The organism is Promicromonospora panici, assembly GCF_900608595.1.
In the GTDB taxonomy this organism is placed as follows: Bacteria; Actinomycetota; Actinomycetes; order Actinomycetales; family Cellulomonadaceae; genus Promicromonospora; species Promicromonospora panici.
Genome location: NZ_UWYY01000013.1, coordinates 149,273 through 164,198 on the forward strand (window position 1 = coordinate 149,273; position 14,926 = coordinate 164,198).

The 14,926-nt window shown below is 62.4% G+C and carries 8 protein-coding genes; 6 read left to right on the forward strand and 2 right to left on the reverse strand.

Annotated features, from left to right (window positions below; all coding sequences use genetic code 11):
* Nucleotides 1-240 precede the first annotated feature (240 nt).
* Both EW117_RS16660 and EW117_RS16665 read right to left on the reverse strand, forming a co-directional pair.
* Nucleotides 241-1,662 (reverse strand): ApeA N-terminal domain 1-containing protein, encoded by a 1,422-nt coding sequence (locus tag EW117_RS16660; RefSeq protein WP_129787825.1) that lies wholly within the window; start codon nucleotides 1,660-1,662, stop codon nucleotides 241-243.
* Nucleotides 1,663-1,970: 308 nt separating this feature from the next.
* Nucleotides 1,971-2,474: a hypothetical protein gene (locus EW117_RS16665; RefSeq protein WP_129787826.1), complete on the reverse strand. Its 504-nt coding sequence runs from the start codon at nucleotides 2,472-2,474 to the stop codon at nucleotides 1,971-1,973.
* 846 nt (nucleotides 2,475-3,320) lie between these two features.
* Here EW117_RS16665 and EW117_RS16670 point away from each other — a divergent pair.
* The 6 genes from EW117_RS16670 to EW117_RS16695 all read left to right on the forward strand — a co-directional run bounded on the left by EW117_RS16670 (nucleotide 3,321) and on the right by EW117_RS16695 (nucleotide 14,754).
* A complete protein-coding gene (locus EW117_RS16670; RefSeq protein ID WP_165362728.1) occupies nucleotides 3,321-10,049 on the forward strand; it encodes an RHS repeat-associated core domain-containing protein in 6,729 nt (2,242 codons plus the stop codon).
* A gap of 139 nt (nucleotides 10,050-10,188) precedes the next feature.
* Nucleotides 10,189-10,731, forward strand: coding sequence for a hypothetical protein (locus EW117_RS16675; RefSeq protein WP_129787828.1), 543 nt, complete (start codon nucleotides 10,189-10,191; stop codon nucleotides 10,729-10,731).
* Nucleotides 10,728-11,225, forward strand: a complete 498-nt coding sequence (locus tag EW117_RS16680; RefSeq protein WP_129787829.1) for a hypothetical protein — start codon at nucleotides 10,728-10,730, stop codon at nucleotides 11,223-11,225. Before EW117_RS16675 ends, EW117_RS16680 begins: the two co-directional genes overlap by 4 nt.
* A gap of 943 nt (nucleotides 11,226-12,168) precedes the next feature.
* Nucleotides 12,169-12,822 (forward strand): hypothetical protein, encoded by a 654-nt coding sequence (locus EW117_RS16685; RefSeq protein ID WP_129787830.1) that lies wholly within the window; start codon nucleotides 12,169-12,171, stop codon nucleotides 12,820-12,822.
* Nucleotides 12,819-13,589: a hypothetical protein gene (locus EW117_RS16690; protein ID WP_129787831.1), complete on the forward strand. Its 771-nt coding sequence runs from the start codon at nucleotides 12,819-12,821 to the stop codon at nucleotides 13,587-13,589. The genes EW117_RS16685 and EW117_RS16690 overlap by 4 nt, the downstream gene beginning before the upstream one ends.
* 106 nt (nucleotides 13,590-13,695) lie before the next feature.
* A complete protein-coding gene (locus EW117_RS16695; RefSeq protein ID WP_129787832.1) occupies nucleotides 13,696-14,754 on the forward strand; it encodes a hypothetical protein in 1,059 nt (352 codons plus the stop codon).
* Nucleotides 14,755-14,926 lie beyond the last annotated feature (172 nt).

The window sequence follows — 14,926 nt, forward strand, 5'->3', positions numbered from 1 at the left end:
GGCAGCTGAACTTGCAATGCCGCTGAAGTCGCTGATCGAGATCGTCCTGCTGTAGCCGGCGCAGAGGGGGCGCGGAGAGTGATCAGCGGCCAAAGAAGCACCCACGCCTCTCTCGCGTCCGCCTCCATGGTTAACGCTTGAGGAGAAGTGATCCGGCTGGAGGGTGAACGGGCGGGCTGGGCGCACATTCTTCAGCAGCCACATGCAGTCGTAGCGGTGCGTCGTAATCTCGTCATGGAGTCAGATTGGTGTGTTTGTGTGCCATGTGCCGTCCGCCGCGATGCTCAGTTGGTAAGCCTCGAACGTTTGCTGGAGCGTCCACAGTTCCCGAGGGTCGTTTCGATACTCGGTAAGGAGCGTCCCGTCTTTGCCGGTCAGGTGCAGTGCCAGGAGGCGAATGATCCATCGGTTGATGTGGCTGACCAAGATCGATTTCCGAGCGTCGGGCAGATTGCCTCGGTCGGCGTGCTTGATGGTGTTGTAGTTGTCCGCGATCGCTCGTGCTAGGCCCTCGGTGGCGGCGATCTGCTCGGGCCAACTGATGTCGAGCACGTGGATGCACCGGTACGCGTGGGTGGCCGTGGTAGGCATACCGCGGCCGTTATAGGTGGTGCTCTCGCCTTCGCGTGGCCCAATCTCTCGGCTGGCCGCTTCGAGGCTTGTAAAGGTGGACATCACAGTCTCCTCGACCAGTACCCCTGGACGTCCGAAAGCATTGACTGCCGGGAGGATGAACCGTTTCCACCTCTTGTAGTTCTCGGCCCACGTCTCCAGGCCGTCGTGACCGATCTGCGCGAGGTAGGCGATGGGCCGTTCCTTATGGTCAGGCATCGGCAGCGAACCGTCACGGACCGTACGGGTGCTGACTAGGTCTACGAACGGTGTATCGATGACCTCGCCGTTCGCGAATCGGTCGACGAAGCGCTGATCACGAAGTCTGTGACGCCGGAAGGCGATCCGTGACCCGTAGAGCAGCACGAGGAGATTGGCGACCTTTCGCTGCTCTACGAGATGATCGAGGAACGGGCGTGGTTGAGGGAACGAACTGTCGAGCACGACATCATCGGCGATGAGATGGCGACGCCCGCGGTCATCGTCTTCCTGTGAGGATCGCCAGACGGACTCCAGTGTGAGTGTGGCCTCGCCCTGCTCCCAGGTGACAGGCTCAGCGCTCTGAACGTTCACGGTGTAGCTCCTTGCACGGCTGATGCGTCCGTCAGGCTCGCTTGCCAGATCCGCGCTCACCGAAGTCAGTCCGGTCCAGTCGTTCAGCCGGTCGAGCCAGCTTCTGATCTGCTCTACCTCCAAAGGATCCGCCAGCGCGCCGTCACGGTGAGATAGGACGGTTTCGCCCGCCTGGATGGTCCCACGAGCCGCGGTCAACCCGCCCGGCAAGGAGTGCCCATCCCAACGGAGATCGAACAATGAGATCGGCCCCTCGACCGACTGGAAGAGCAGGTTCGTAGGCGGTGTCCGGGAGTCGAACCACTCCCGCACGTGGGTGAACTGCCCAGTCTCGTCCCAGGTAAGGAAGGGAACCTCGATGAGAACTCCGCGCGCTTTGTCGAGCGTGAGCGTCGCACCGACGTACGGAGTCCCTTCGACCCCATCAACAAGCAACCCCGCAAGAGCCTGCCCGGACTTCATGTACTCGATCACCATCGCGTCTGCCCTCCAACAAGACAACGACCCGATCTTGACGACCAACCGACTGCGCCGCCAGCATCCGCCTGGGTGAACTCGACGTCGTAGGGGATTCGGCCCTGTTAACTGGCTGTTTTCGTTGCCGAGTGCCGTGCGCCCCGGCCACCTGGCATGGAGGCTGACGGGTGGCAAGAGATGTGGAACAGCCGCTTCTCGGCATCAGTGGCGCTCCAACGAGGGACTGATACATGATGTGGCACGCGGGGCGGGACAGGCGCGGGGCTGCTTCAAACCGCGTCGGCGGGACCAGCCGCTCGCGCGCTGCTTCAAAGTCGGCGGTGCACCTCACGCTTGACCTGCGCGGCTAGCTCATCCACCGCTACGCCGTACTCATCAGCAATATCTCCGAGCGCCATCCGCATAACCAGGTCGCGGGTCTCCTCGGGCTGGTCACGTACGCGGTCGCTGCGATATCTGAAGTAGCCGTGCCCGTCGACCTCGACTGGCACGTTCATGCTGCGGGATGCGTGGAAGCGATGGAGTAGGGCGAAGCATGCCCGCGCCTTCGCAGCTACGGCGTCAGTGGCGTCGATCAGCAGCAGCGCGTTCAGCTGGTCGATCTGCTCGGTGGGCAGGTCGGCCAACTTCACCTCACGCGAGAACACGGCCGATTGCGTGTACTCGCGGCGGCCCATGAGCATGGTCAGTAGCTCGACATAGAGGTCGCGCCGCGCCGTATGGCTCGCTATGCGGCGGTCGAACAATTGCCGACCGAGCAGGCCGACTGCCCCGGCGAGGATAGCGATAGCCCCACCGACCACGGCAGGCACGAGGTCATCGTTCAGGGACTCAATGCTGAGCTTCGACAGCGGGGCTGCCCAGGTGCCGCGCCGGTGGACGGGCTCACAGGGTGGCAAGTACTTCGAACGCCCGGCGGAGCCTGTGGCCAGCGGATGTTCCGGTGTGCCGGTGTCAAACAGCAGTACGGCGTGTAGCTCATGCGGGACCGGTCCCCGGTTGCGGGTGCTGCGTCCTACCGGTTCAGCCTCTGGTGGAGGCACGGTCAACCTCTCCGGCTCGCAACGTTCGTGGCGAGTCCGAGGGCTTGCAGCGGCTTGGCCCGGCTGATAGCAGCGCGCGGACACGGAAGTTCACCCGGCCGTCTCGGGTGAATTCATGCGATATCGCCATGATCTGCTTGGTAACCCCGTTGGTTGCGGCTTAGGGTCCTCGGCGAGACGAGCGGACTGGTATCCGTCTGACGTGCCCCAGCTCACCGACGTGTGTGAACCGAGGCGCTGGACGCGGCGCATCTTCCAGGATGCCCGTACGGACGCCGGATCCTCTGGCCTTGCTGGGTGTGTCCTCCGCCTTAATGGACTGCACGCCGAGGATTGGCACGCAGCTGCCCGCACGGCGGTGCCGTTTAGGCGCCAGCGATCTTCATATGAGTGTTCCAAACCGGACGACGTAGGAATTGGTGGAGGATGCAGGTGCGCGGTTCGAGGCTTCTCAGCGCAGTCGCAGTAGTTTCGCTATCGGTCAGTGTATGGCTGGCACCAGCCTCGACCGTTGCGACCGCCGTAACGAAAGCGAGCGAATCAGGCCGGGTGGACGTGGTCCCTGCCACGCCGCCGAGGACCGGACCCACAGAGCCAGTTGCGTCCGTGCCTCCATTGGGTACCAACGTCGAGATCCCGGCGGGCAACTTCGACCCGGTGACGCCTGTGTCGGTTCCCAACATGTCCTACCAGCACAACGGTGTTCCGGGGATCGGGCGTACCCGGGGTGTTTCACCGACTGATGGCGAGCGGAACGTCGGAACGACTCCAACCCTCACAGGTGGAACCGTTGGGAAGAAGCCGGCGGAGGGCGTGGAATGGCGCTACACGGTCTGCTGGGTTCGCGCAGACGACTGTGACACAGCGCCAGCGGCTCGGTCCGGCTGGACCTCTGCATCGTCGTGGAAGGTCCCCTCCGGCAAGCTTGCTGCCAGCGCCACCTACGTCTGGTTTGTGCAAGTCCGGATCGGGGGCTACGAGATGTTGGAGCTCGCTCGGTCGGCGTACTGGTTCTCCACGGGAGACAGCATGGCGTCTCCAACGACTGGCGATGAGCAGATTCGGCTGCGATCGCCCGCGATGCAGTCGCGGATATCCACTCTGCGGCCAACGCTCGAAATGGCTCTTGTCCACGCGGCGCCGGACGACTACGAGTATTCATTCACGGTGTGGCTGTGTCAGGACGACAATTGCTCAACCACCACTCCGGTCGCCGACTCGGGCTGGATCACCAGAACGAGCTGGCAGGTTCCGGCAGGTGCGCTGGTCTGGGGCGCGACATACAAATGGACTGCCGATTCACGTAGCAATCAGTACATCAGTTTTCTCTACACGCCAGAGAACACCTTCGCCACGACGGTCCCGGTCCCAGCCGGCGCCTCGTTCGGCCTGGACTCTCAAGCCACCCGAGTAGCGGGAGTTAGCCTTTCCGATCGGCATTTCGAGCACACCGCGACTGACGCCATTCTCCCAACCGCCGGAGTACCTCTTGCGCTGGCGCGCAACTACTCGTCGTCTAATGATGCGGTCGGAGCCTTCGGGCGTGGCTGGTCCTCAGTCCTTGACATGAGCGTTGAGTCGACCACTACTGGCATGATCGTGAATCTCGCTGACGGGCATCAGGTCGGCTTTGGCAAGAACGCCGACGGCAGTTTCGGGCCGGCGGCAGGCAGCCAGCTAATGTCGTTGGAGTCATGCAGCAGCCCGTGCATGGCAAAATATACGGACGGCAGCGGCACTGTGTTCCAGTTCGGGGCCCTCGGCGTGACTTCCATCCGCACACAGGATGGTCAAGTCACCGAATTCACGCGCGCGATTGACAGTCGAATCACCGGAATCACCGACGTGACATCCCAACGCTCCTTCAAAGTGATCTGGGCTGGGTCCAGGGTGACGGCCGTTGACCTTGTCGGTGCGCCGACCGGGGCCCACTTCCATTGGCGCTATCTGTATGACGGCGAGAACCTCAGCTCGGTGTGCCGTCCAGCGGCAGAGAACATCTGCACGTCCTACAGTTACGTCGGTACCCCCGCGCTCCTGTCCGCTGCGACCACGCCGGACGGGGGCGGGTCAACGACCATTACCTACAGTGCAGGTGCAGTCGCGCAAGTCACCAACGGGAACGGCATCCATCGTTTTGCGTCCACCAACATCACGGGCGGAAAGCGCGTCACTGTCACCAACGGAGCGGGTGCTGTCGACACATACGAGATCGACGGCTGGGGCCGCACCCGAAAGCTGACCAACAGTAGGGGTGGCGTCGAGCTGTGGGGATTCAACAACGACGGACAGACCAAAGCCTACAAGCCCGCCGACGGGTCATTTGTTGCCTTTGGGTATGACGATGAGGGTCGCTTGCGGCAAAAAGTGACTTATCCGGAACACGCCGCACACGGTGAGCAAGGCACCGAGGACTATACGGTCGCCTATGGCATCGAGCAATACGAATACATCTCGTCGGGCACCGCTCAAGGGCGACCTCGTCTGGTTACATCTCCGAATAGCAACTACTACTTCTACAGTGGCTTCTTCGACCCCCCTACGCTGACCGAGCTTCGCGCGAATGCGGCAGTGGAGTACCAGTACGACGCGACGGGCCGCATTTCGAAGATCTATCACGGGTCGTCAGTAGGATCGCCCCGCCCCGCCGAGACCTACACGTACACCACCGGCGACGAAGTGGCGGAAGCGGGCGGGACCATACCGAGCGGCTTGATCGAGACGGTCACCGATCCCGGCGGCAACGTCACCCGGTTTACCTATACCAAGCAGGGGCAGCTGGCGGTCGTAACTGACCCGTTGGGCGCGAAGACCACTTACTCGTACGACTGGGCAGGGCGGCTGCTCAAGACGGTCAAGAGTGGCGAGGGCGTGGCGAGCCAGACCACGACGTACACGTACACCGACACCGGGTTGGTGGAATCGGTTGAGTCCGCGGCCACGATGAACGTGATCACCGGCGGGCTACATCGGCAGCGTGTGACCTTCGAGCACGACGGGGACGGGAATGTCATCCGTGAGATCTCCCGAGACCTGGAAAGCGGTAAGGAGCGGTCGGTTTCCTACGAGCTGGATCCGTTCGGGCGAGTCCTGTCAGCCACAGATGCCGACGGTGTCGTGCAGCAGCGCAATACCTACGACGAGCATGGCAACGTCGTGGCTCGTACGGACGCGGACGGGCGGACCGTTGAGATGACCTATTCACCGGAGGGCGACCTGCTCCGCCAGGCGGCCGTGACCGGTGAAGACGGCGGCGAGTCTCAGGCGGACCTGGCGTCCTACACGTACGACAAATCTGGTCGGGTACGGACCAGGACTGACCGCTCCGGCGTCACTCGCCAGTACTCCTATTACATGGATGACCGGATCGAAGAAGTCATGGCGGTCAACGTCCCTGATGGAAGCGGTGGGACCCGCAAGGTGCGTGAGAGTGCCTACCTGTACAACCAGGCGGGCGATATCGCGCTCGCGCAGGAGAACGGCACGACCACCCAAGTGACGTACGACCGCGTGCGACGGCCCGTGTCGATCGCCACCAACGACGGCTCTGGGCCCGAGGGCGACACTGGCGTCAAGCGAGAGACACGGCTGACGTACGACACGCGCGGCCTGATCACGCGGGAACAGGCTATGGGCGGTGACACGCCGATCAGCGTGACCACCAACTCGTACGACGGTGCGGGCAACCTCGTGCAGACCTCAGTCGGATCAGCAGCCGACGATCCGACAGCCTCCACGATCCGGATCGACCGGGACGCCTTCGGACGCGTCGTGATCGCGACAGACCCGCGCTCGACCACCGAGAACCCTCTGGAGACCCGCTACTCGTGGGACGGGCTGGACCGGGCCGTGACCGAGACATCTTGGTCTCCTCAGGGTGAGTTGATGTCCCGCTACGGGTATGACGCGTTCGGAAATCAGACGAACGAGGAGTTCCCGTCCGGCGCACGTGTCGACCGGACCTTTGACGCGCAGGACCGGATGACGTCTCAGACCCGACCGTATCGGGTTGGAGACGAGCGAGAGGTCGAACGCTGGAAGTACACGCCTGGTGGCTTGCTGCAGGAACAGGCCGACCCGATCGGTATGACCTCGACGTACGAGCACGATGCACTCGGGCAGATCACGTCGACGACGCGGACGCTCGGTGACGAACAGAGAGTCGAACGCTACGCCTACGACAAGGCCGGAAACCCGGTCCGGTACGTTGATCCGGAAGGCGCGGTCACGACAGCGGCATTCGATTGGCGTGGCAATAAGACAGAGCAGACCTTTGACGCTGACGGTATCGCCGCGACTTGGCGGTACACATATGACGAGCTCGGGCGTCTGACGTCGGAGACGAGTCCGGAGGGCGAGGCAACTCGCGCCCATTACAACGCGCTCGACGAGATCGTGTCGATCACTGATGTGACCGGTCGGACGGTGGAATTTAGTCGCGATCCCGCGGGACGGGTCGTGGAGCAACGTGATTCGCATGGCGCGACGACCTGGGTCAACTACGACTATGCCGATAACCCGGTGCGGCTCTCGCTCGTGGATCCCACCTCGGATGCGGTCCTGCGCAGCTGGGGTTGGACCTATGACCGTGCGGGCCTGCAAACGCGACAGGTCGACCCGCTGGGCGGCGTGCGGGAGTTCACCTACGACCAGCGGGAGAACCTGACCGAACTTGTCTACGAAGACGGTGCCACCTCGCGCGTCGAGTACGACCTGGACGGCAACCCGGTCACGTTCACCGATCAGCGCGGGAACAAGACCACCGCGACGTACACACCGAACGGAGACCTGACGGCATTGGTAGAGCCGGCAGTAGCGGGGGCGACGGAGCCGGGGGACCGGACGTTCACCTGGGACTACGACGCGGCTGGCCGCGAGATCGCATCCTCCACACCTGACGGCGTCGCCACGGCAACCACGTACAACATCGACGGCATGCCGACCAAGGTCACCGCCATGGACGCTGACGGTACGAGCGAGCGGACCTTCACCTATGACGCGGCCGGTCGCATGACGGGCTTCTCGCATCCCGACGGTGTCCAGGAGGTCTCCTACGACGACATGGGGCGACTGACCACATCTGACGGTCCGGTAGGCGACTCGGCCTTTACTTACGATCGGGACGGCAGAATGCTGTCCCAGACCGACGCCGCCGGAACCAGCACCTACACCTGGGACGCGGGCGATCAGTTAGCCTCAGCCGAACTGCCCGACGGCGACGTCTACGAGTACCAGTACGCCAACGGCGACTTGGTCGCGGTGGACGGGCCGAGCACCTCCGAGCGCCTCGAGTGGGACCTCCTGGGCAACGTCACCAGCCAGGCCGTGACCTCCGGGACACAGCAGGTCGTCCAGGACACCTACACGCATGACGCAGTGGGCAACCGCCTGAGCGTTAACTCGAACCGGAACGGCGGGACTCAGACCGGGTACGAGTACGACTTGCGCAACCGGCTCACGGGATGGACAGATGCGTCCGGTGACCACACGGTCAACTGGGACGCCGCGAACAATCTCATCGCCGTGGATGGCCAGACACGCGAGTACAACGCTCGCAACCAACTGCTGAGCATCGGTGCCCGGACCTTCGACTACTCGCCGGCCGGCCTGCGAACCCGTTCCGGTCAGGACGAGTACACCTACGACCGGTTCGGACAGCTGACGTCGGACGGGAACCATACCTTCGCCTACGACGGGCTTGGACGCATGGTTGCAATCGATCAGCAGCAGCTGGCTTACTTGGGACTTGCGCGTGACCCATCCACGATCGGGGATACGGCCACAACTCGCGACCCCCTCGGTGGCCTGCTGGAACTCGGCGGCTCGCGCGCGATCTCTGACCCGCACGGAGACATCATCGCGGTAGCTGCGTCGGACGGTGCACAGACAGTCGCCTATGACCCGTTCGGGCAGCCGACCGAATCGATCGTCGCGAACGGTCCGGGATTCCAAGGGGACGTAACCAGCGGTGGCATGGTCAACATGGATGCCCGCTGGTACGACCCAAGCACCGCGACGTTCATCACCAGGGACAACATCGACCTGCCGCTCGACGAGCAGAACCGGTATGCGTACGCGATGGGCAACCCAGTCCGGTATTCCGACCCCACGGGTCATTGCGCCATGGCTGCGCCGGTCTGTGCCGGCGCTGCTGGAGGTGGTGCCGTTGCCGGGCCGCCCGGGGCGGTCGTGGGTGCAGTCGCCGGTCTCGCTGTCATGGGTATCGCCGCGCTGGCATACAACGAAGCTGGCTACTCCCTGTCCGACACCAACTTCTCCTCGTGGTCCTACACACTGCCAGGCCGTTCGCCGTCCGAAACCGCCTCGTCGCGAGCCACCACGAGCGCCGCAGCGCTCACATCATTTGGTACCGCCGCAGGGCTCGGATCGATCTCGGTCCCGGACATGAGCGCTGCCGTTCCACGAACCGGCGGCTACACATACAGCTCCTCTTCCTATGACTTCAGCCAGCAGGGAAGCAGCATATCCACAGCGAATGCCAATATATCCAGGGCAAACGCAAACATCTCTAATATCGTCGCTGGGATATCCCAGATCAGCGCAAGCATCGCCCGGATCAACATTCCCAAGATCGACATCAACATCCCGAAGATCAGCATCGATATTCCCGAGATACGTATCAACATCCCCCAATTTGGAATCGACCGCCCCTCGTGGGCCTACCCAGATCCATTCGTGGCAGCGAACGTTCGGCCCGTCGGGCAGGCGGCTGGGGGTGTTTCGACGGCACTGTGCGGTGTGGCCACGGCAGCGTGCACCGCAACCATTGGCACGCTCGGTGCCTCGTGCGCTGCGCCCGGCGCGGGACCGACAGCCTGTTCGCCAACACTCGCGGCGCACCTGTGGGCTGCGGTGCCCGAGGCTGGAAACACCGCCGCCTCCGGAGCGGCAGCGGGAGCAGGTGCCAACGGTGCTCGCTCGGAGTGTGGTCCCGACCAAGTGTTGACCGAACTCGGTTGCCAGGATCTACTGAAGATCCTGCAGGATAAGGTCAACGAGGTGCGCGACAGCTTGCGTAGCAATAAGTCTCTGAGGGACGATGCGCTTTCTGACGCGGAGTTGAAAGCCGAGTCGGAGAAGGCATTCCTTGAGCCGATGAACAACGGTAAAGCGATCGAACGAATCGTCGCAAGGGATCCGCTGATCCGCCGGCACTTCGAGCACCAAGGGGGTGCCAGCCGTCCGGACTTCGTCGCCAGGACAACGAACAAGATGTATGAACTCACGACGAACAACCCGTCGACGATCGCAGACCACCTTCGCAGGTCGTACGTTGCTGCCGAGCGCATCGCTAAGTATGTGCCGTGGAAATTTGGGAGCTGATGTAGTGCCAGGCAAGAGGCTGGATATTCGGGGTGCTGAGCTACGGCGAGGGACCGTCTTGACAGGGATCCGTGCTGAAGGCGTCACTGTGACTGACTGCTGGAGTGACTGGGGTCCCCCCGACGAGGCTCGACCACGGTTGGAGGACATCTCCATCACTGACGTTCGACTGCGGGACGTTGCCCTCAACGGTGCTGTCCTCAAGGATGTGACCATTGATGGGCTCGACACGGATAAGCGGTCGATGCTCTTCGACGCCCTCGAACTCGAACACGTCATCCTGCGAGGACGCGTGACTACGGTCATTCTCAATCCACGCCACCCGTCTCCCGAGTACGAAGCCGAGTACCTGAATGTGATTCGCGCGCACGAGGCGTCGGTGGACTGGACCCTCGACATATCTGAAGCGGTGGGCAAGGTCACGCTTCGGGGGCACAACGCGGAGCTCGTCCGGCGAAATCCTGCCACTCAGGCATTAGTGCGCCAAGAAAATGTGAGTGACGGCAAGTGGCGCGCGCTTGACATGGGGGTCAGTGAATTCGAGATCACCCTGAATATGCTCTCAGAGCGCGGATGGGCTAATACGATCCTTTGTGCGGATGAGACACGTAAGGACATATTTGAGTCGCAGTTGCGTGTCTTGGACGCGCTTCGAGCGGAAGGGATCGCGGACCAGGAATGATCAAGAGCAGAATGCGTCGAGGCGGAGAATGGCGCACCGCCCTCGTCGTCGCGGCCATCGTGGTGGTGAGCGCGGGATGCGCTGCGTCGACAAGTGACACAGCGGCTGGTGGCGAGACACCGCCGATTCTGGATCCGACGCCGTCACTTGACCCTGCCTCCGCGGAGTCGTGTGCTCTCCTGTCGGTGGAAGTGACGCGGGCCGCGGATGAGGTCACCTCCGCGTTTGGAGTCTTGGACGAGGATCCGCGTAGCGCAGTTGCCCGGCTTGACGATGCGGCCTTGTCCTTCGCTCCAGAGAACGAGGAGTGGGCGGGTGAGGCAGCGGCTGCGGCCGACCTATTCGACAAAGGACTGGACGACCTCAGCGAGGGTGTGCGAGTTGCAGTCGACGACTCGACCGTGGATGTGGCAGGAGCGCAGAGCACAGCGGCGACCTTCGCCGATCTGGCACGCTCAGCGATGAAGGACTGCCAAACCGGCGGCCTCCCGTAGCTGGTCCGCCCTGCCTGGCGGGCGCCGCATCTCCGTCCGCGGCGCTACGCAATCGCTGTCGAACTCTTGCTCGCTGATGAAGTCCAAATCGACCTCTGTGGCCTGGAGCGGCCACGGCGGACGACCCGTGTGCGGCTCCGAGTGGGTTGGGCGCGGTTACGACAGGGTGGCAGTCCGCAAATAGTCCGCAAGAGGTCCGCGCCAGCCCATCCGGCACCAACATGACCAACGGCGGGGATCATTGGAATTCCAACGATCCCGGCCGTTGTCGCTCTCACCAGAACGTGCCGTTGGACCGGACTGCGATCCACGAACTATCGCAATGCAGCGGGAACTGCGTAGCGTTGCCGGCATGAACGCCTCCTACGGCGTCGGCGTGATCTGATTCCCGGTCGCTTTGGTCTACGGCGAGCTGGGACTTCTAGCGTTAATCGCTGGCCATGGCGAACGAGGCATGTGAGTGCTGCCTTTTCTGGCGGGCTGGCTAGCCCGCCAGGGGTCTGGCGCATAGGCCTTCTCGTCCGTTTCCGACCTGCGTGGACTCCGCGGACCTCCTCGTCAAACGCAACCCGTCTCGTCGGCATGTGACTGCTCTTCAACATGACTACCCCGATCACACCGCAACTCACTACAAGACGCTGGAACGTCAACGTTGCAGGCCCGTGACCAGGCCACACGCAAGTCGACTGCGACTCTCTGTCGGAGCGGCCTGATCCAGAGGGGTTCTGTCGGGTGGCGGAGGGGAGGTTGTGGCGGTATGGATGTATCTATCCGCGTGCAGGTGTGTCCGGAGTCCTGGGTGCGCGAAACCAGCACAGGAGTTTCCGACATGAGAAGTGCGGCCCGCAAGTGCGAGTGGTTCGGAATCAGCGCACGTGCTCAAGCAACCGGGTGCTGATGCAGATGAGTCGTACTGGATGCAAAATCGAGAACGGATGTCCCGATGGATCTGAGTGGCGTGCTAAAGGAAGCATGGGCTGCCGTCGAGAAGGCAGATCTTCCCGAAAGGGTTCACGAGGTCGCGTTTCGCGAAGTGATACGGATTATTGCACCTGCCGCTGAAGCGGCGGATCCCGCTGATTCGGATAACTCGAACGAACGGAAGGCGAAGCCTGCCGCCCCCGCTAGAGGCGGCGGCAACGGCTCGAAGTCTCGGGGTGGCGGTGGCAAGCCAAGTGGTCAGGAGGGCGACATCGACGTGAGCGAAGAAGACCTACTCACGAAGGTGGCTGAGGCGACTGCGACCGAAAGGGCGAAGCTGGAGAGCCTCGTACACCTTGACGGGGCTGTGCTCAAGATGAGTCTGCCCGGGATCAAGTTGGGAGAGAATAACGCTGAAAAAACGCGCGTAGTTGCTCAGATGCTCAGCATCGTACGCGGTTTCGGAGTCGATGAGGATGGGACTTCCGTCGAACTAGTTCGCGCAGAAGTTCAGAGGCTCAAGTGCTACGACCAGGCGAATTTCATGAAGCAACTCGCGACGCTATCGCCGTCATTCGTCTTAACGGGCAACGGGCCTAACAAGCAGCTTCGGCCAAAGCCTGCTGGCATCAAGGCTTTTCCAGCGCTCGTTGACCGCCTACTTGACGTTTCGTGACCGACCTCGACGTTCGCGTCCGACAGGGATTCAATGCAGCGGGTATTCCGCTGGAACTTGTAGAGGAGTTGCTGGAGGCCTTTGCCGAGGCGAAGCGTCGTTTCTACCGAGACGACCTGCGGCCCTCCGAGATCGAGGGAGCCCGCTTCTCGGAGGCTGTGTTCCGGATACTGGAGTGGGCGACTACGCAAGCGTATACGCCTCTCGGAGGCAACCTGCCGAAGGTGCCGAGTCTCATGGGAAAGTTAGAGCAAGTGACGACGGCGCCTGATAGCGTGCGCTTCCACATTCCCCGCACTCTGCGTCTAATTTATGACGTCCGAAACAAGCGGGACGTCGCCCATCTGGGTGACGGGATTGACCCAAACCAGCAAGACGCGACGATGGTCGTACGGAACATGGAATGGGTGCTCGCTGAACTAGTGCGTCTTTATCACAGCGTTTCTGCTACAGAGGCCCACGGGATCATCGTCGATCTTGTGTCGAAAGACGTGCCGTTAATCCAGGTCTTCAATGGAATTCCGCGCGTTCTGAAGCAGTTCCGGGCGTCGGACCATTTCCTGGTGCTGCTTTATTGGCGTGGCACTGAGGGGGCAACACTTGAGGAGCTCAAAATGTGGGCCCGTGCGCCGATGAGGGCGCACATCAAGCGCACTCTAGACGGGCTCGACAGCAAGGACCTGATCCACTTGAGGGGCGACACCTACGTCCTCACATATCTGGGTGAGAAAGAGGTCGAGAAGCGGAAGATGCTCGAACCTCAGTAGACCCTATTCCCGTGGGCCGTCGCCCCAGCGACTGGCATCGCCTGGACCGACCCCCTTGGTGTCCTGGTCACCACGGACATCGGTCGCTGGTCTATAGACTGCCTCGATGACCGGATCGTCGCACGATAATGAATTGAGGCCCCGAGTGCGATGGGGCCTGATCTTGTTGGTCACGATCGTCGGCCTCGCAACGGCAGCTGCACCGTTCGCCTTGGCATGGCGAGTCGACGACAGGTTCGGGGACTGGCAACCCCTGGCGTCGGGAACGTTGACGAATGTCGGCACGACTCTCCTCCTAGTCGCCGCGATCTGGTTCCTGGAGCGCAAGTTCACGGCGCACATCAGGAGCGCGGTCCAGGAGACGACGCGTGAGGTGGTGACGAAGGAGACTCGTGGCCTTGTTGCGAGCCAACAGGATCTCTCGTTCCGGCTGGATGAACTTCAGGCGCGCCTAGGTGAACGAGTTGTGCAGGAAAAGCGGGAACAGGACGAGGTTATCGAACGCCTATCCGATGATATCTCGTTCGAAAGAGTTCGTGCCGCATTGGCCCTTGCTGACAGCCTGGGCGCGCTCTGGTTTCATGAGGTAACCATCCCGGCTGGCGATGGGCGCCCGGAACAGCCGCGCTTTACGTTCCGCATGAGTTCCACCTCGACTGGTCGACGGTTCGATGACGATGAGGGTCGACGGCCGGTGATCGAGATTGAATACGGGTCGGGAAGTTCCGTCGGTTCGCAAGTGATTGTCTTCTGGGATTCGCTGAAATCGCCTGTCGACGTTCTTGGCGAAATGCGGCAGAGCATGATCGCCGCTGGGTTCGCTGAGCAAGTCAAACAACTCGATGCGGTTCTCTTCGCGAACCTCCACGATGCGCTCCGCGAGGCTGTCGCCAGTAGGCGGGCCGATCCCGGGTCGTGGCTCAAGGGCGCGCTGGATGAGTGGATCAACGACGAGTGGGCGGTCACGCAGTACGGGTTGGAGCATCGCGGGCGGCACGGCATGACGTCTGATGAATTCCCCGTTGACTGGGACGGGCGTACCAACCAGGCAGCCAGGATGTGGCAACAGCCAGCACCGCCGGACGGGATCGACCCGACGATGTGGGACTTCGTGATTCGTCGTGCGAGACACCGTCACCGACCCGGGGTTCGGTTTGGCTCATGAACCGCCGGCAAGCGAGTCGGCCGATGCCATCGCCGTCGCGGAGGAGAGTGAGGAGGACGAGAGAGCTCCCACCGGACAGGATGAGCTAGGTTCAAGGCCGCTGACGCTCGACAGGCGTTAAGCCTGCGCTGTGTGCGGGGAAGTGGCCGGTACACATCGGGTACACATGACC

Coding starts and splice junctions, on each gene's coding strand:
- EW117_RS16660 (WP_129787825.1), bottom strand. CDS start 1,662: ATGGTGATCGAGTACATGAAGTCCGGGCAGGCTCTTGCGGGGTTGCTT.
- EW117_RS16680 (WP_129787829.1), top strand. CDS start 10,728: ATGATCAAGAGCAGAATGCGTCGAGGCGGAGAATGGCGCACCGCCCTC.
- EW117_RS16685 (WP_129787830.1), top strand. CDS start 12,169: ATGGATCTGAGTGGCGTGCTAAAGGAAGCATGGGCTGCCGTCGAGAAG.
- EW117_RS16695 (WP_129787832.1), top strand. CDS start 13,696: ATGACCGGATCGTCGCACGATAATGAATTGAGGCCCCGAGTGCGATGG.